We start from the raw sequence: 13,001 nt of genomic DNA on the forward strand, positions 1-13,001 counted from the left end.
TAACTTTACAACTAGAGCTGCTCATACTCTAACCGCGCCTATGTCTGCGCCCGAGTGCAAAAAATGACCGAAAAAATCATCCTCGCCTCTGGCAGCACGTTCCGCAAGGTGATGCTCGTCAATGCCGGCATCGACGTCGAGGCGGTTCCGGCCGATGTCGACGAGCGCGCGCTCGAGGCGCCCTTGCAGGGCAGTGGTGTTTCGCCCGAGGACGTCGCCCTGGTGCTGGCCGAGGCCAAGGCCACCGAAGTCAGTGAGCGCCGGCCTGGTGGACTGGTGCTCGGCTGCGACCAGACGCTGTCGCTGGGCGACGAAATGTTCCACAAGCCGGCCGACATGGAGGGCGCGCGGCGTCATCTCTTGGCACTGTCGGGCAAGACCCATCAGCTGAACAGCGCCGCCGTGCTGGTCCGCGATGGCGCTGTGCTGTGGTGGCATGTCGGCATCGCCAGCATGACCATGCGCAAGCTCGACCCGGCCTTCATCGGCCGCCATCTCGCCCGTGTCGGCGCCAGGGCGCTGGCCAGCGTCGGTGCCTACCAGATCGAGGGCGAAGGCATCCAGCTCTTCGAGAAGATCGAGGGCGATCACTTCACCATTGTCGGCCTGCCGCTGCTGCCGCTGCTGGCTGAACTTCGTGACCTGGGCGCAATCGATGGCTGACGCGACCAAAAAGGCCTTCGTCACCGGCCATCCGGTCAAGCATTCGCGCTCGCCGAAGATCCATGGCCATTGGCTGGCCAAACATGGCATCGACGGCAGCTACCAGGCCATCGACATCGAGCCGCAAGACTTTGCCGAATTCCTGAAGGCCTTGCAGGCGAACGGTTACCAGGGCGGCAATGTCACCATCCCGCACAAGGAAGCGGCGTTCGCGCTCGTCGCCCGCCGCGATCAGGCGGCGCAGGAGATCGGCGCCGTCAACACGCTGTGGTTCGAGGACGGCACTTTGTGGGGGGGCAATACCGACGGTCACGGCTTTGCCGCCAACCTCGACGATCATGCGCCGGGCTGGGCCGGCAAGGGCCCCGCGGTCGTGCTCGGTGCCGGCGGCGCGTCGCGCGCCGTCATCCACGCGTTGAAGGAGCGCGGCGTTGCCGACATCCGCATCGTCAACCGCACTTTGGCGCGGGCGCAGGAATTGCGCGATCGTTTCGGCGCTGGCGTTTCGGCGCACGGCATGGAAGCGACCAACGAGCTGCTTGCCGATGCCGGCCTGCTGGTCAACACCACGGCGCTCGGCATGCATGGCAATGAAGGTCTGTCCGCCGATCCGGCGTGGCTGCCGGACCACGCCATCGTCACCGACCTCGTCTATGTGCCGCTGGAGACGCCGCTGCTTGCCGCTGCCCGCGCGCGCCAGCTGAAGACCGTCGACGGTCTTGGCATGCTGCTCAACCAGGCCGTGCCCGGCTTCGAGCACTGGTTCGGCGTCAGGCCACGGGTCACCGCCGAACTGCGCGCGCTCATCGTAGCCGATCTGGCGCCGAAACCATGATCGTGCTCGGCCTCACCGGCTCGATCGGCATGGGCAAGTCGACCACCGCAAAAATGTTTGCCGAGGCCGGCGTGCCGGTTCACGATTCCGACGAGGCGGTGCATCGCCTCTATGCCGGCAAGGCCGCGCCTTTGGTCGAGGCGGCCTTTCCCGGCACGACGATTGCCGGCGTGGTCGATCGCGCAAGACTTGGCGAGCGTGTCCTCGGCGATGGCGCCGCGCTGAAGCGGCTGGAAGTCATCATCCATCCGCTGGTGCGGGCCGATGCCGATGCTTTCCTGGCGAAGCATCGTAACGCTGGCGAATCGATCGCCATCCTCGATATCCCGCTTTTGTTCGAAACCGGCGGCCGCAACCGTGTCGACAAGGTCGTCGTCGTCACCGCGCCGGCGGACGTACAGCGCCAGCGCGTGCTGGCGCGGCCGGGCATGACGGAGGAAAAACTGGCGTCGATCCTGGCCAGGCAGGTCCCGGACGCGGAAAAACGTCGTCAGGCCGATTTCGTCGTCGACACCGGCCAGGGGCTCGACGCCGCCCGCGCAGCGGTCGCGGCTATTGTTGCTGAACTCTCCGGGGATAAGTCGGGCAAGGCCCGCTCCTGAAACCAGGTCGTCAGCATTGCCCATTGCCATTTTGTTCCGCTGTATGATTCTGCTCGCTTGAAGCGGACTGATTCGATGCGTGAGATCATCTTCGACACGGAAACCACCGGCCTTGATTCGCGCGACGACCGCGTCATCGAGCTTGGCGGCATCGAACTGGTCAACCGGTTTCCGACCGGCAAGACCTTCCACCACTATATCAACCCGCAAGGTCGGGCGATCCACGCCGAGGCGCAGGCGGTTCACGGCATCAGCATGGCCGACCTCGCGGGCAAGCCGACCTTTGCCGAGATTGCCGAGGAGTGGCTCACCTTCATCGACGGCGCCAAGCTGGTCGCCCATAACGCCACGTTCGATGTCGGCTTCCTCAATGTCGAATTCGGCCGGCTGGGTCACCCGGTCATCGACAATGGTCGCGTCGTCGACACGCTGGCGCTGGCGCGCCGCAAGCATCCGATGGGCCCCAATTCGCTCGATGCCCTCTGCCGACGCTACGGCATCGACAACACAAGGCGCACCAAGCATGGAGCCTTGCTCGATTCCGAATTGCTGGCAGAGGTCTATATCGAGCTGATCGGCGGCAAGCAGGCGGCCCTCGTGCTCGACAGCGCAACCGCGCCGGCCCAGGGCAACGAGAACGTCCGCCAGATCGAAATCATCATCAGCCAGCGCCCGGCGCCCTTGCCGCCCCGCCTGACCGAAGCCGAGCGCGACGCGCATGCCGGCATGGTCAATACGCTCGGTGAGAAGGCGCTGTGGTTGAAGGTTGTTGGGAACTAAAGACGTTCCGTCGCGATCCGTCACGCCCCCCTCTGTCCTGCCGGACATCTCCCCCACTTGGGGGGAGATTGGCAGCTTCGCGGGCCGCGCTTCCTTTTTGAACGTTGGAGATTGGCGAAAGCCGAGATGACGGCCAATCTCCCTCCTTGTGGGGGAGATGTCCGGCAGGACAGAGGGGGGCGCTGTCCCGCCGGCATCTCAAACAAAAACCCGGCACAAGGCCGGGTTTTCATAAACAAACGCTGCAGCAAGCCTCAGCTCACCTGGACCTTGGAGGCCGCCTGGTCCTCGGCCAGCTTCTGCTGGAACATCTGGGCGAAATCGATCGGGTCGAGCATCAGCGGCGGGAAGCCGCCATTGCGTGTTGCCTCGGCGATGATCTGCCTGGCGAAGGGGAACAGCAGGCGCGGGCATTCGATGAACAGGATCGGCAGCATGTGTTCCTGCGGGAAGCCTGCGATCGCGAACACGCCGCCATAGACCAGCTCGACATTGAACAGCACTTCCTGGTCGAAGGAGGCCTTGGCGTTCAGTGTCAAATTGACGTCGAACTGCTTGTCTGAGAGCGGGTTGGCGTTGACGTTGACGTTGATGGCGATGCCGGGCGCCTTGTCGCGGCCGCGCAGCGAATTCGGCGCGCCGGGGCTTTCGAAGGACAGGTCCTTCACATACTGGGCCAGCACGTTGAGCGACGGCTGCGCCGCATTGCCGTTTCCGTTGGCTGCGCCAACCGGCGCGTCATCTTTGCTGGCCATAAGCCTTTGTCCTCTTGCCTGGGCAGCATCGCTGACCGAATTGAAATCGGGCGTTCGCTACCATGGCCGGCATGACAAGACAAGGTTTGCCGCCTTGCTTCCCCGGGATGACGAAGGGGCAGCGACCTACTCGTCCTTGAGGCGGCGCCAGGGAGAGTTGTGGTCCGGTCCGCGCTTATAGTCGTCGCCGCGCGAATAATCGCCATCGTCGAGGTCTATGGTCTTGTCGCGCTGCCGGCCGCGGAACCCGCCGGTGCTGAAATTGGTGGCCAGCACGACGCGGCCCTTCAACGCCCGCCAGGCGAGATCGCGGACCGGCGGCAGGAACAGCAGCAGGCCGAAGATGTCAGTGATGAAGCCGGGGATGATCAAAAGGATCGCCGCCAGCACGATCATGGCGCCATGCGCGAGCTGGCGGCTCGGGTCGCGGCCGGCGTCCATCTCGGCCCGGATCCGCGTCATGACACTGAAACCCTGATGCCTGAGCAGCATCGCGCCGGCGATGCTCGACGCCAGCACCAGGCCGACAGTCGCAAGCGTGCCGATCTGGCGTCCGACAACGACGAAGCCGGCGATTTCCAGAAGCGGAAGCGCGAGGACAAAAAGAGGAAGGAACGAAATGCGCAAGTCTTGCCCCACCATTTCCGGGTTCTGGCGTTTCGGGTTTTGGCCCGTTTCCATGTTTTGGTGGCCGGCGGGCAATCGCCGCTGGCACTGAACCTGTTAGATAGGTATGCCTGCCTTTGATTTGAATGATTGCGCCTTGCGTTCTATATGCTTTGAATGTTGAACGCTATGCGACCGCGGCCTTGTTGGGCGGACGGTCCGGCCATGGGCAGGGATTGATTGGCGGAAGATATGGGATTCTTCGACTTCGGCACGATATTCTTCCTGATTGCGGCGGTGGTCATCTTTTTCCAGCTGCGCAACGTGCTGGGCCGTCGCACCGGCAGCGAACGGCCGCCCTTCGACCCCTATACGGCGGCCCGCTCCGGCGACAAGGATGCCGCCCAGAAATCCGAAAATGTCGTCTCGCTGCCGCGCAAGCGCTTGCCGGGCGAGCCGGCGGCCGACACCTATGCGGCGATCGACGCCTTCGCCAAGCCCGATACCGACCTCAACAAGGGCCTGCGCACGATCAAGGACAACGACCCGTCCTTCGAGCCCAAGAGCTTCGTCGACGGCGCCAAGATGGCCTATGAGATGATCGTCATGGCCTATGCCGACGGTGATCGCAAAACGCTGAAGAACCTGTTGTCGCGCGAGGTCTATGACGGTTTTGTCGCGGCCATCGGCGAACGCGAGGCCAAATCGGAAAAGATTCAGTCCTCTTTCGTCGGGATCGACAAGGCCGACATCGTCTCGGCCGAGATGAAGGGTGGCGAGGCGCATGTCACGCTGCGCATCATCAGCGAGCTGATTTCGGCGACCCGCGACAAGGCCGGCGCCGTCATCGACGGCGATCCCGAAACCGTCGCCGAGGTCAAGGATGTCTGGACCTTCGCCCGCGACACACGCTCGCGCGATCCGAACTGGAAGCTGGTCGCCACCGAGGAAGAAGACTGAACCTGGTATATCAGGCGAGGCTCCGGTGTCGCTATCGCCTCTTTTTGTCGCCAGGTCTTTTGCCGATCTTCCCGGCTGGAACGATGACGACCATCTCGCGGCCTTCGCCGCCTTTCGCCGTTCGGCCTTCCATGTCCTGACCAAGCCTTATCGCACTGGTGCGCTCGGCGTCGACTTCAACGCTTTCGCTGAAGCCTATGCCGAGGCCCGCACTGTTTCGCCGGCGAATCGGTCGCCATTTTTGAATCGGAAGGAGGCCCGCGCCTTCTTCGAGCGTCATTTTATCCCGGCGCATATCCGGGCCGAGAACGGTGGCGCCGGCCTCGTCACCGGTTTCTACGAGCCAGAGGTCGAGGCGTCGCCGGTGCGGACGGACCGGTTTTCAGTGCCGCTGCTGTCGCGCCCGGGCGATCTCGTCGATATCGACGACGGCAACCGGCCGCCCGGCGTGGATTCTTATCTCGCCTTCGCCCGCCAGACGCCGGAAGGCCCGGTCGAATATCCCGACCGCGGCGACATCGAGCGCGGCGCGCTTGATCGCAAGGGCCTGGAAATCGCCTGGCTGGCCGACAAGGTCGACGTCTTCTTCATCCATGTGCAGGGCGCGGCCAGACTGAACATGACCGACGGCCGGCTTCGCCGCGTCACCTATGCCGCCAAATCCGGCCAGCGTTTTACCGGGCCGGGTAAAATTCTCAGCGAGATTGGCGAGATCCCGCTGGAAAAGGTGACGATGCAGTCGATCCGCGCCTGGTTCAAGGCGCATCCGGACCGCATCGACGAGATCCTTTGGCGCAACCGCTCCTACATTTTCTTCCGCGAGGCCGATGTCGAGGACGCGGCGCTTGGTCCGATCGCCGCCGCCAAGGTGCCGCTGACACCGGGCCGCTCCATCGCGGTCGACCGCCTGCTGCACACATTCGGCACGCCGTTCCATATCGATGCGCCCTCGCTGACCGCGTTCGACGGCAAGCCGTTTCAGCGCTTGATGATCGCGCAGGACACCGGCTCCGCCATCACCGGCCCGGCGCGCGGCGACCTGTTCGCCGGTTCGGGCGACGCGGCCGGCGAGATCGCCGGCGTGGTGCGCAACGCGGCCGACTTCCATGCGCTGGTCCCACGCGCGCTCGTTTCGGGTGCGGAAAGATGACCCGGCGCCCAGATAGACTCAGCGAAGACGACCGGGTGCTGTGGAACCTGGTGGCGCGCACCGCCAAACCGCTGAGGGGTAAAACTGCCGTCGATATTCCCGATATCCCTGCCGAGGCCCGGCCAACGCCGCCGCCGCCAGCCCAGCCCATCGCCAATCAGTCAGGCACGGCAAAGCCGAAGGCGCAGCATGTCGCGCATGCGCTCGACGAGCCGACGCTGGACAAGCTGTCGAAAGGCCGGCTGCCGATCGAAGGCCGCGTCGATCTGCACGGCCTGACCCAGGACGAGGCCTATTCGCTGCTGTTCTCGTTCCTGCACCGCGCGCATGCCGGCGGCATCCGCTATGTGCTGGTCATCACCGGCAAGGGTTCGTCCTCTGGGGGCGATGGTGTCTTGCGGCGCGCCGTGCCCGCCTGGCTGTCGACGCCCGCTTTCCGGCCGCTGGTCTCCAGCCACGACCATGCCGCCCGCAATCATGGCGGTTCGGGCGCGCTCTACATCCGGCTGCGGCGGCAGCGATCATGAGGCCGGGCGCATGACCCCGTTCGGCGAAAAACTGCGGACGCTCAGAAGCGAGCGCGGTGTCAGCCAGAAGGACATGGCGGCGGCGATCGGCGTCAGCGCCGCCTACCTGTCGGCGCTCGAGCATGGCCGGCGCGGCGCGCCGACCTGGACGCTGATCCAGAAGATCATCGGCTATTTCAACATCATCTGGGACGATGCCGAGGAGCTGGCGCGGCTGGCCGAAGCCTCGCATCCGCGCGTCAAGCTCGACACGTCGGGTCTCAGCCCCGCCGCCACCGAGCTTGCCAATCTGCTGGCCGAGAACATCGAAAAACTCGACGAGGCGGAGCTTCGCGGGATTACCGCATCGATCCGCGCGGCACTTGGCCGGCGGTCGTAGCGGGCCGCTGCGCGCAGCGGCTCACGCGCTCGCGCACCAGGCCCGCCTCATCCGGCGAGATCATTTTTGCCGGCCGTGATCTCCCCGGCCGCCATTGTCGCCATGGTCGTGGCCACCGCCCAGGCAGTTCGCGTCGCCATTGCTGCAACACCGTCCGCTCCACAAATCGTTGGTCGCCGTCTTGGCGCAGCTCGTGATGGTCTGATCGGCGAAGGCTGATCCGGCCAGGGCCGATACTGTGACGGCGGCAAGAAAGGCATTTCGCAACAGTGCGGTCATCTGAAGTCTCCATGGTTGGTTTGCGCCCACAGCCATGTGTCGCTGGCCGGGAGGAAATGGTTCATGGAGAAATGCGAAGTTTGGTGGAGGATGGCGTGATGCGCGCGGCTGGACACGTCGCGCCGCCCCTCATCCGCCTGCCGGCACCTTCTCCCCGTATAGGGACGGGGAGAAGAGGGACGGCCGCGATGTTGGCGCCCATTCTGCAACGATGACAATTGGCGAAAATATTGATGAGAGCGTCTTTCTCCCCGTCCCTATACGGGGAGAAATGTCCGGCAGGACAATGAGGGGCGGCGCCGACCTCAGCTATTTGGAGAAAGCAGCAGCAGCGCGATCGTGCTTCGAAGCGCGCGCTACTGCACCGCGCCGACCAGCACCTGCTGGCCACCGCGGATCGAGACCCAGCGGCCGGTGTTGTCGATCGCTTGCCGCTTGAGGAAGCGGTAGCCGGTCTGGTCCCACGATTTGACCTTGTCGTTCAGATTGTCGAGCACGTAGTCGCCCTTGTCTGTGCGCACCGTCAGCACCGCGTGGCCTTCGCCGTCGGGCTTGCGCACGACGGTGATCAGCAGGTCGGCGAGCGATATGCCCATGCGCGAAAGCTCGCGCCGCTTTTCCAGCACATAGTCCTCGCAGTCGCCGAAGCCGTTGTCGGGATAGGTCCAGACTTCGTCCTTGCCGTAGTTTTCCATGTCGCTCATCGGCTTGACGGCGGCGTTGACCCTGCTGGTGACGCTGGTCAGTTTGCGCATCAGCCCGTCGGTCATCGCGGCCGGCGCGAGATTGGCCGGGCGGATCGAGCATTCGCTCGGGTGCAGCTTGCAGAAATCATAGTGGCCGATCGGCTGCGAGGTGAGGCCGCCGGTCGCCATGGCTCCAGCCGCCAGGGCCGGCGCGGCCCAGCCTCCCGCTGCTGCCAGCGCGGCCGCCACAGACACGCGCAGCCTTCGCGCCATTGGTGAGGAAATCATTGTCCCCGCTCGCCCTTCGTTGTTAACGAAAGGTTAAGAGCGATTTACAGTCCGTGTCAATTACGACGACGGTCGGATTGGCGGCATGGTTACCCGAGGGGCGGGACAGCGGCACTTGTGCAACAGAATCGGCGACCGGCTGCTTTGCCGGCCAATCGGCCCGGATTGCCGCTGCCGGACCTATCTTTTCGCGGTGCGGACGAGTTTCGGCTTCACCGCGACCCGGTTCTCGCGGCCATAGCTGGTGATGAAGTCGACGATGCGCGGCACGATTTCGGAGCGGAAGCGCGAGCCGTTGAACACGCCATAGTGGCCGACCGCCGGCTGCATGTAGTGGGCATGCCTGTCGGCGGGGATGTTGGGGCACAGATCATGCGCCGCCTTGGTCTGGCCAAGGCCGGAAATATCGTCGTTCTCGCCCTCGACGGTGAACAGCGCGACGTTGCGGATGGCAGACGGATCGATCCTGGTGCCGCGATGCGTCATTTCGCCCTTGGGCAAGGCATGGCGCACGAAGACGGTGTCGACGGTCTGCAGGTAGAACTCCGCCGTCAGATCCATCACCGCCAGATACTCGTCGTAGAAATCGCGGTGCTTTACGGCGTTGTCGCCGTCATGCTTCACCAGGTGCATGAAGAAGTCCTTGTGGGCGATGATGTGGCGGTCGAGGTTCATGCTCATGAAGCCCGACAGCTGCAGAAAGCCTGGATAGACCTCGCGGCCGAAACCCGGCACCGGCCAGGGCGCCCGCATCACGACATTGTCGCGGAACCAGTCGATGCCCTTTTCCTCGGCCAGGAGGTTGACCGCGGTCGGGTTGCGGCGGGTGTCGATCGGCCCGCCCATCAAGGTCATCGTCGAAGGCACGAACGGGTCGCCGTTGGTATCCATCAGCGCCACGGCGGCCAGCACCGGCACCGAAGGCTGGCACACCGCCATCACATGCGTGTCGGGGCCGAGCGCGTGCAGCATGTCGATGATGTAGTCGATATAGTCGTCAAGATCGAAACTGCCGTCGGCGAGCGGCACCATGCGGGCGTCGACCCAGTCGGTGATGTGCACGTCGGCATAGGGCAGCATCGCCTCGACCGTGCCGCGCAGCAGCGTCGCGTAGTGACCCGACATCGGCGCCACGATCAAAAGCTTCGGATCCGGCCGGCGCCCGGCGGGCACGCTGCGTTCGAAGCGTACGAGATTGCAGAACGGCCGCGACCAGACGGTCTTCTCGGTGACCGCGACGTTCTTCCAGTCGACCACTGTCTTGTCGAGGCCGAATGTCGGCTTGCCGTAGCGGCGCGTCGTGCGCTCGAACAGCTCGGCCGTCGCCGCGACCGAACGGCCCCAGGGCGTGTGCGAAAACGGGTTGAGCGGATTGGTGTAGAACAGGCGCACCGCGTCGGCATAGAGGCGCGCGGGCTGCAAGGCGGCGTGGTTCATTTCATAGAGCTGGTAGAACATCGAGAACCCCGCTGCTGCCTGCGACCGAAGGGACGACGAGCAGCGCCATGCCTTAGATATCTCGCGGGGAAGTTAACAACTAATTGCTGCGATGCAATACGTCACGTGGCGTGATCTGCGCTCATTCTTTCGCCCAAGGCTTTGAAAACCGGGCCTGGAGGGCGCGAGCCGGCTCAGTGTGCGTCTGCGAAGGCACCAGTCAGCGGGTCCGACCCGGGCCGGACCCGGATATGTCAGATGCGGGCCATGCAGACCGAGGTCTGGCCGGAGCCGATGAAGCCGAGCTGGCCGGCGGCACCCCTCGACAGGTCGAGCACGCGACCCCTGATGAACGGGCCACGATCGTTGATGCGCACGATGACGCTACGGCCGTTGTTCTTGTTGGTAACCCGAAGCTTGGTGCCGAAGGGCAAAGTGCGGTGGGCGGCGGTCATCGCCGACGGGTTCATGCGCTCGCCCGATGCGGTCTTCGAATGCAGTGCGTACCAGGAGGCACGGCCACACTGGCTGGCGGCGGTTGCCGACGTGGCGGAAGCGCCGACCAACAGGCCAGCAGCGATCGTTACCGCGACAAGCGCGGTCTGTTTTGTGGTCTTCATATTTGGGGGATGGCTCCGTTTTTGACAGACCCCAGCCGTTAGGTACCAAATAAGGCGAGAAATGCGGCAAGCATCTGGCGGTTCCGTGGCAACGGCACACGTTTGGAGTCGCTGGGTAACAGTCTGTCAGGGATTTTCCGGCGATCCGTGATCAATTCCCGATGATCTTCGCACCGATATCTGGGATCTGTTTGACAAGATCGGCGATTAATATCCAAGTAGAAGCCGGCACGATTGAGACACTTCCTTTGCCTCTTTCATCATGGCCTAAGCGCCACAATCGATCGACTTGTAAAGCGAGATCCGTCAATGAGACTGACCAAAAATCTGCTGGCCTTGATTGTGCTCGCCATCGGCGCGCTGTGGTCGCTGCAAGGCATCGGCGTGGTCGGCGGCAGCTTCATGACCGGCCAGTCGCAATGGCTCTATATTGGCCTGGTCACCATGCTGGTCGGCCTGGTGGGACTGGTGTGGGCGAACCGTTCGCGGGTGTGAGCGGGCCGATCACTGCGACCAATATTGCCAAGCCCAGTAGAAACTCTCGTCGCGCGGCGGCAGGCGGTTGTGCCTGGCCTGCGGCTGGACCGGCATCGGCGATACCGGACCGTCCTCTCGCGGCTTGTCGTTGGAAAAGCCTAGCAGCCAGGCGCCGAAATGGCTGAACAGCACGGCGGTGGAATGGGTCATCGTCATTCTCCCTTTTCCGGTCATTCCTTTCCCGCCCACGGCACGAGTCCGTGCTCGATCCTGCGGATGATGAATTCGAGCACGAAGGCGATGACCGCGATCACCAGTATGCCCATCACCACCACATCGGTGACGAGGAACTGGGCGGCCGACTGGATCATGAAACCGAGCCCGCGCGTCGCCGCCACCAGTTCGGCGGCGACCAGCGTCGACCAGCCGGCGCCGAGCGCGATGCGCAGTCCGGTCAGGATCGACGGCAGTGCGCTGGGCAGGATCACATGGCGGATCACTTGCGCGCGCGTCGTGCCGAGCGAACGCGCCGCATTGATGCGCTCCTGCGAGACGCCGCGCACGCCTGATGCGGTCGACAGCGCCACCGGCGCCAGCATGGCAATAGTGATCACCAGGATCTTCGACGGCTCGCCGATGCCGAACCAGATGATGACCAGCGGCAGATAGGCGAGCGGCGGGATCGGCCGCAGGAACTCCAGCAGCGGATCGAAGATGCCGCGCCCTATGAGGCTGATGCCGATGGCCAGCCCGACCGGCACGCCGATGAGGATGGCGGCAACCAGCGCGGCAAACACGCGGGCCAGGCTGGCGACGGCATGCTGCAGCAGCGTCGCATCGACGAAGCCGTCGCGGGTGACCAGGATGAATTTATTCCACACGGCGAGCGGCGAGGGCAGGAAGACCGGCGACACCAGTTGCAGGCGGGCCGACAGCGCCCACACCGCTAGCACTACCAGTATGGTGACGGCGCTGACCATGCGCGCCGAAATGCCTTTGCGCTTCAGGCTCGGCCTGGACCATGGCACCGAGAGGCCATCGGCATCGTCGATCTTGTGGCTTGGCCGTTCCGTGTAGGAGGAAATGGTCATGCCGGCTCTCCTTCGAAGATCGCGTCGGTCAATTCGCCGCGCGCCGCCGCGAAGGCCGGGTCGGCCTTGATGCCTCGAATGGCTTCGCCTGAAGCGTAGCGCCTGGAGAAACCGGGCTCGAAGCTGCGCACCACACGGCCCGGTCCGGGCGCCAGAACGACGATGCGGGTGGCCAGCACCAGCGCCTCCTCGATGCCGTGCGTTACCATCAGCACGCCGACATCGCTGGCCGTCCACAAATCGAGCAGCGTCGTCTGCATGCGCTCGCGCGTCAGCGCGTCGAGTGCGCCGAGCGGTTCGTCGAGCAGCAGGAATTCGGGTTCGGCGGCCAAGGCGCGAGCCAGGCCGACGCGCTGGCGCATGCCGCCGGAAAGCTCCCAGATGCGCTTGTCGCCGGCATCCGCGAGCTTGACCAGCGCCAAAAGTTCATCGGCGCGGCGCGCCCGCTCGGCTGGGCGGATACCGCGCAGCCGCAGCGCGAAGGCAACGTTTTCGCGCGCCGTCAGCCATGGAAACAAAGCATCGTTCTGGAACACCACCGCCCGGTCCGAGCCCGGCGCGGTGATCGGCTTGCCGCCGATCGTGGCACGCCCACGCGCCGGCACGACGAGGCCGGCGGCGACATTGAGCAGCGAGGTCTTGCCGCAGCCGGAACGGCCGACCAACACGACGAAGTCACCCTTGGCGACGTCGATCGACACCCGCTCGACGGCGGGCGCCGCCTGGCCGTCATAGCGGATCGAGATTTTGTCGAGCACGAGATGCGGCATGAAGCCCTCACGGGAGTTCTGGAGCATGATCCCGAACCGAAGGTCAGCGAACGCAAAAAAGTGGCGTCCGGTTTTCGGAATCAGGCTCGAACGAAT

General features: G+C 64.3%; 18 protein-coding genes. 9 read left to right on the plus strand and 9 right to left on the minus strand.

The features are described 5' to 3' along the window. Positions 1 to 63: 63 nt before the first annotated feature. The 4 genes from BPNPMPFG_RS22020 (at position 64) to dnaQ (ending at position 2,880) form a co-directional block, all read left to right on the plus strand. The gene (locus tag BPNPMPFG_RS22020; protein WP_258590768.1) at positions 64 to 663 is read left to right on the plus strand and encodes a Maf-like protein; all 600 of its coding nucleotides are present in this window, start codon (positions 64 to 66) and stop codon (positions 661 to 663) included. Beyond that, complete coding sequence (locus BPNPMPFG_RS22025; protein WP_258590769.1) at positions 656 to 1,498, plus strand: shikimate dehydrogenase; 843 nt, start codon at positions 656 to 658, stop codon at positions 1,496 to 1,498. Before BPNPMPFG_RS22020 ends, BPNPMPFG_RS22025 begins: the two co-directional genes overlap by 8 nt. Then, complete coding sequence (gene coaE / locus BPNPMPFG_RS22030) at positions 1,495 to 2,100, plus strand: dephospho-CoA kinase (RefSeq protein ID WP_258590770.1); 606 nt, start codon at positions 1,495 to 1,497, stop codon at positions 2,098 to 2,100. Before BPNPMPFG_RS22025 ends, coaE begins: the two co-directional genes overlap by 4 nt. A 75-nt stretch (positions 2,101 to 2,175) precedes the next feature. Beyond that, positions 2,176 to 2,880, plus strand: coding sequence for a DNA polymerase III subunit epsilon (gene dnaQ / locus BPNPMPFG_RS22035; RefSeq protein ID WP_258590771.1), 705 nt, complete (start codon positions 2,176 to 2,178; stop codon positions 2,878 to 2,880). 254 nt (positions 2,881 to 3,134) lie between these two features. Here the strand turns inward: dnaQ and secB are convergent, their stop codons facing one another. Next, the gene (gene secB, locus BPNPMPFG_RS22040) at positions 3,135 to 3,635 is read right to left on the minus strand and encodes a protein-export chaperone SecB (RefSeq protein ID WP_258590772.1); all 501 of its coding nucleotides are present in this window, start codon (positions 3,633 to 3,635) and stop codon (positions 3,135 to 3,137) included. 126 nt (positions 3,636 to 3,761) lie between these two features. Beyond that, complete coding sequence (locus BPNPMPFG_RS22045; protein WP_319946002.1) at positions 3,762 to 4,262, minus strand: FxsA family protein; 501 nt, start codon at positions 4,260 to 4,262, stop codon at positions 3,762 to 3,764. Positions 4,263 to 4,493: 231 nt separating this feature from the next. Here BPNPMPFG_RS22045 and BPNPMPFG_RS22050 point away from each other — a divergent pair, with 231 nt between their 5' ends. Genes BPNPMPFG_RS22050 through BPNPMPFG_RS22065 form a run of 4 tightly spaced genes read left to right on the plus strand, consistent with a single transcriptional unit; the run spans position 4,494 to position 7,257 of the window. Further along, positions 4,494 to 5,201, plus strand: coding sequence for a Tim44/TimA family putative adaptor protein (locus BPNPMPFG_RS22050; RefSeq protein ID WP_258590773.1), 708 nt, complete (start codon positions 4,494 to 4,496; stop codon positions 5,199 to 5,201). A 25-nt stretch (positions 5,202 to 5,226) separates the two neighbouring features. After that, positions 5,227 to 6,351, plus strand: a complete 1,125-nt coding sequence (gene mltA / locus BPNPMPFG_RS22055) for a murein transglycosylase A (RefSeq protein ID WP_258590774.1) — start codon at positions 5,227 to 5,229, stop codon at positions 6,349 to 6,351. Further along, positions 6,348 to 6,878 carry a Smr/MutS family protein gene (locus BPNPMPFG_RS22060; RefSeq protein WP_258590775.1) on the plus strand — a complete coding sequence of 177 codons (531 nt, stop codon included), beginning with the start codon at positions 6,348 to 6,350 and terminating at the stop codon, positions 6,876 to 6,878. Before mltA ends, BPNPMPFG_RS22060 begins: the two co-directional genes overlap by 4 nt. 10 nt (positions 6,879 to 6,888) lie before the next feature. Next, positions 6,889 to 7,257, plus strand: a complete 369-nt coding sequence (locus BPNPMPFG_RS22065) for a helix-turn-helix domain-containing protein (protein ID WP_258590776.1) — start codon at positions 6,889 to 6,891, stop codon at positions 7,255 to 7,257. 60 nt (positions 7,258 to 7,317) lie between these two features. On the opposite strand, the gene BPNPMPFG_RS22070 is transcribed toward BPNPMPFG_RS22065, so the two are convergent. The 4 genes from BPNPMPFG_RS22070 to BPNPMPFG_RS22085 all read right to left on the minus strand — a co-directional run bounded on the left by BPNPMPFG_RS22070 (position 7,318) and on the right by BPNPMPFG_RS22085 (position 10,567). Next, a complete protein-coding gene (locus tag BPNPMPFG_RS22070; RefSeq protein WP_258590777.1) occupies positions 7,318 to 7,536 on the minus strand; it encodes a hypothetical protein in 219 nt (72 codons plus the stop codon). Positions 7,537 to 7,892: 356 nt separating this feature from the next. Beyond that, entirely contained in the window at positions 7,893 to 8,510 is a 618-nt protein-coding gene (locus tag BPNPMPFG_RS22075; RefSeq protein WP_258590778.1) for a transglutaminase-like cysteine peptidase, read from the minus strand. A gap of 180 nt (positions 8,511 to 8,690) precedes the next feature. After that, positions 8,691 to 9,968: a polyhydroxyalkanoate depolymerase gene (locus BPNPMPFG_RS22080; protein ID WP_258590779.1), complete on the minus strand. Its 1,278-nt coding sequence runs from the start codon at positions 9,966 to 9,968 to the stop codon at positions 8,691 to 8,693. 233 nt (positions 9,969 to 10,201) lie between these two features. Beyond that, positions 10,202 to 10,567 (minus strand): septal ring lytic transglycosylase RlpA family protein, encoded by a 366-nt coding sequence (locus BPNPMPFG_RS22085; RefSeq protein WP_258590780.1) that lies wholly within the window; start codon positions 10,565 to 10,567, stop codon positions 10,202 to 10,204. Between the two features lie 309 nt (positions 10,568 to 10,876). Here BPNPMPFG_RS22085 and BPNPMPFG_RS22090 point away from each other — a divergent pair, with 309 nt between their 5' ends. Further along, entirely contained in the window at positions 10,877 to 11,062 is a 186-nt protein-coding gene (locus BPNPMPFG_RS22090) for a hypothetical protein (protein WP_258590781.1), read from the plus strand. A gap of 9 nt (positions 11,063 to 11,071) precedes the next feature. Here BPNPMPFG_RS22090 and BPNPMPFG_RS22095 read toward each other — a convergent pair whose 3' ends face one another. From BPNPMPFG_RS22095 to BPNPMPFG_RS22105, 3 genes are read right to left on the minus strand one after another with little or no spacing between them, the layout of a single operon-like run. Next, positions 11,072 to 11,254 carry a hypothetical protein gene (locus BPNPMPFG_RS22095; RefSeq protein WP_258590782.1) on the minus strand — a complete coding sequence of 61 codons (183 nt, stop codon included), beginning with the start codon at positions 11,252 to 11,254 and terminating at the stop codon, positions 11,072 to 11,074. 20 nt (positions 11,255 to 11,274) lie between these two features. Then, complete coding sequence (locus tag BPNPMPFG_RS22100) at positions 11,275 to 12,135, minus strand: ABC transporter permease subunit (protein ID WP_258590783.1); 861 nt, start codon at positions 12,133 to 12,135, stop codon at positions 11,275 to 11,277. Then, positions 12,132 to 12,905: a taurine ABC transporter ATP-binding protein gene (locus BPNPMPFG_RS22105; protein ID WP_258596856.1), complete on the minus strand. Its 774-nt coding sequence runs from the start codon at positions 12,903 to 12,905 to the stop codon at positions 12,132 to 12,134. The genes BPNPMPFG_RS22100 and BPNPMPFG_RS22105 overlap by 4 nt, the downstream gene beginning before the upstream one ends. Positions 12,906 to 13,001: the final 96 nt, after the last annotated feature.

Source organism: Mesorhizobium sp. AR07, from assembly GCF_024746815.1.
GTDB lineage: Bacteria > Pseudomonadota > Alphaproteobacteria > Rhizobiales > Rhizobiaceae > Mesorhizobium.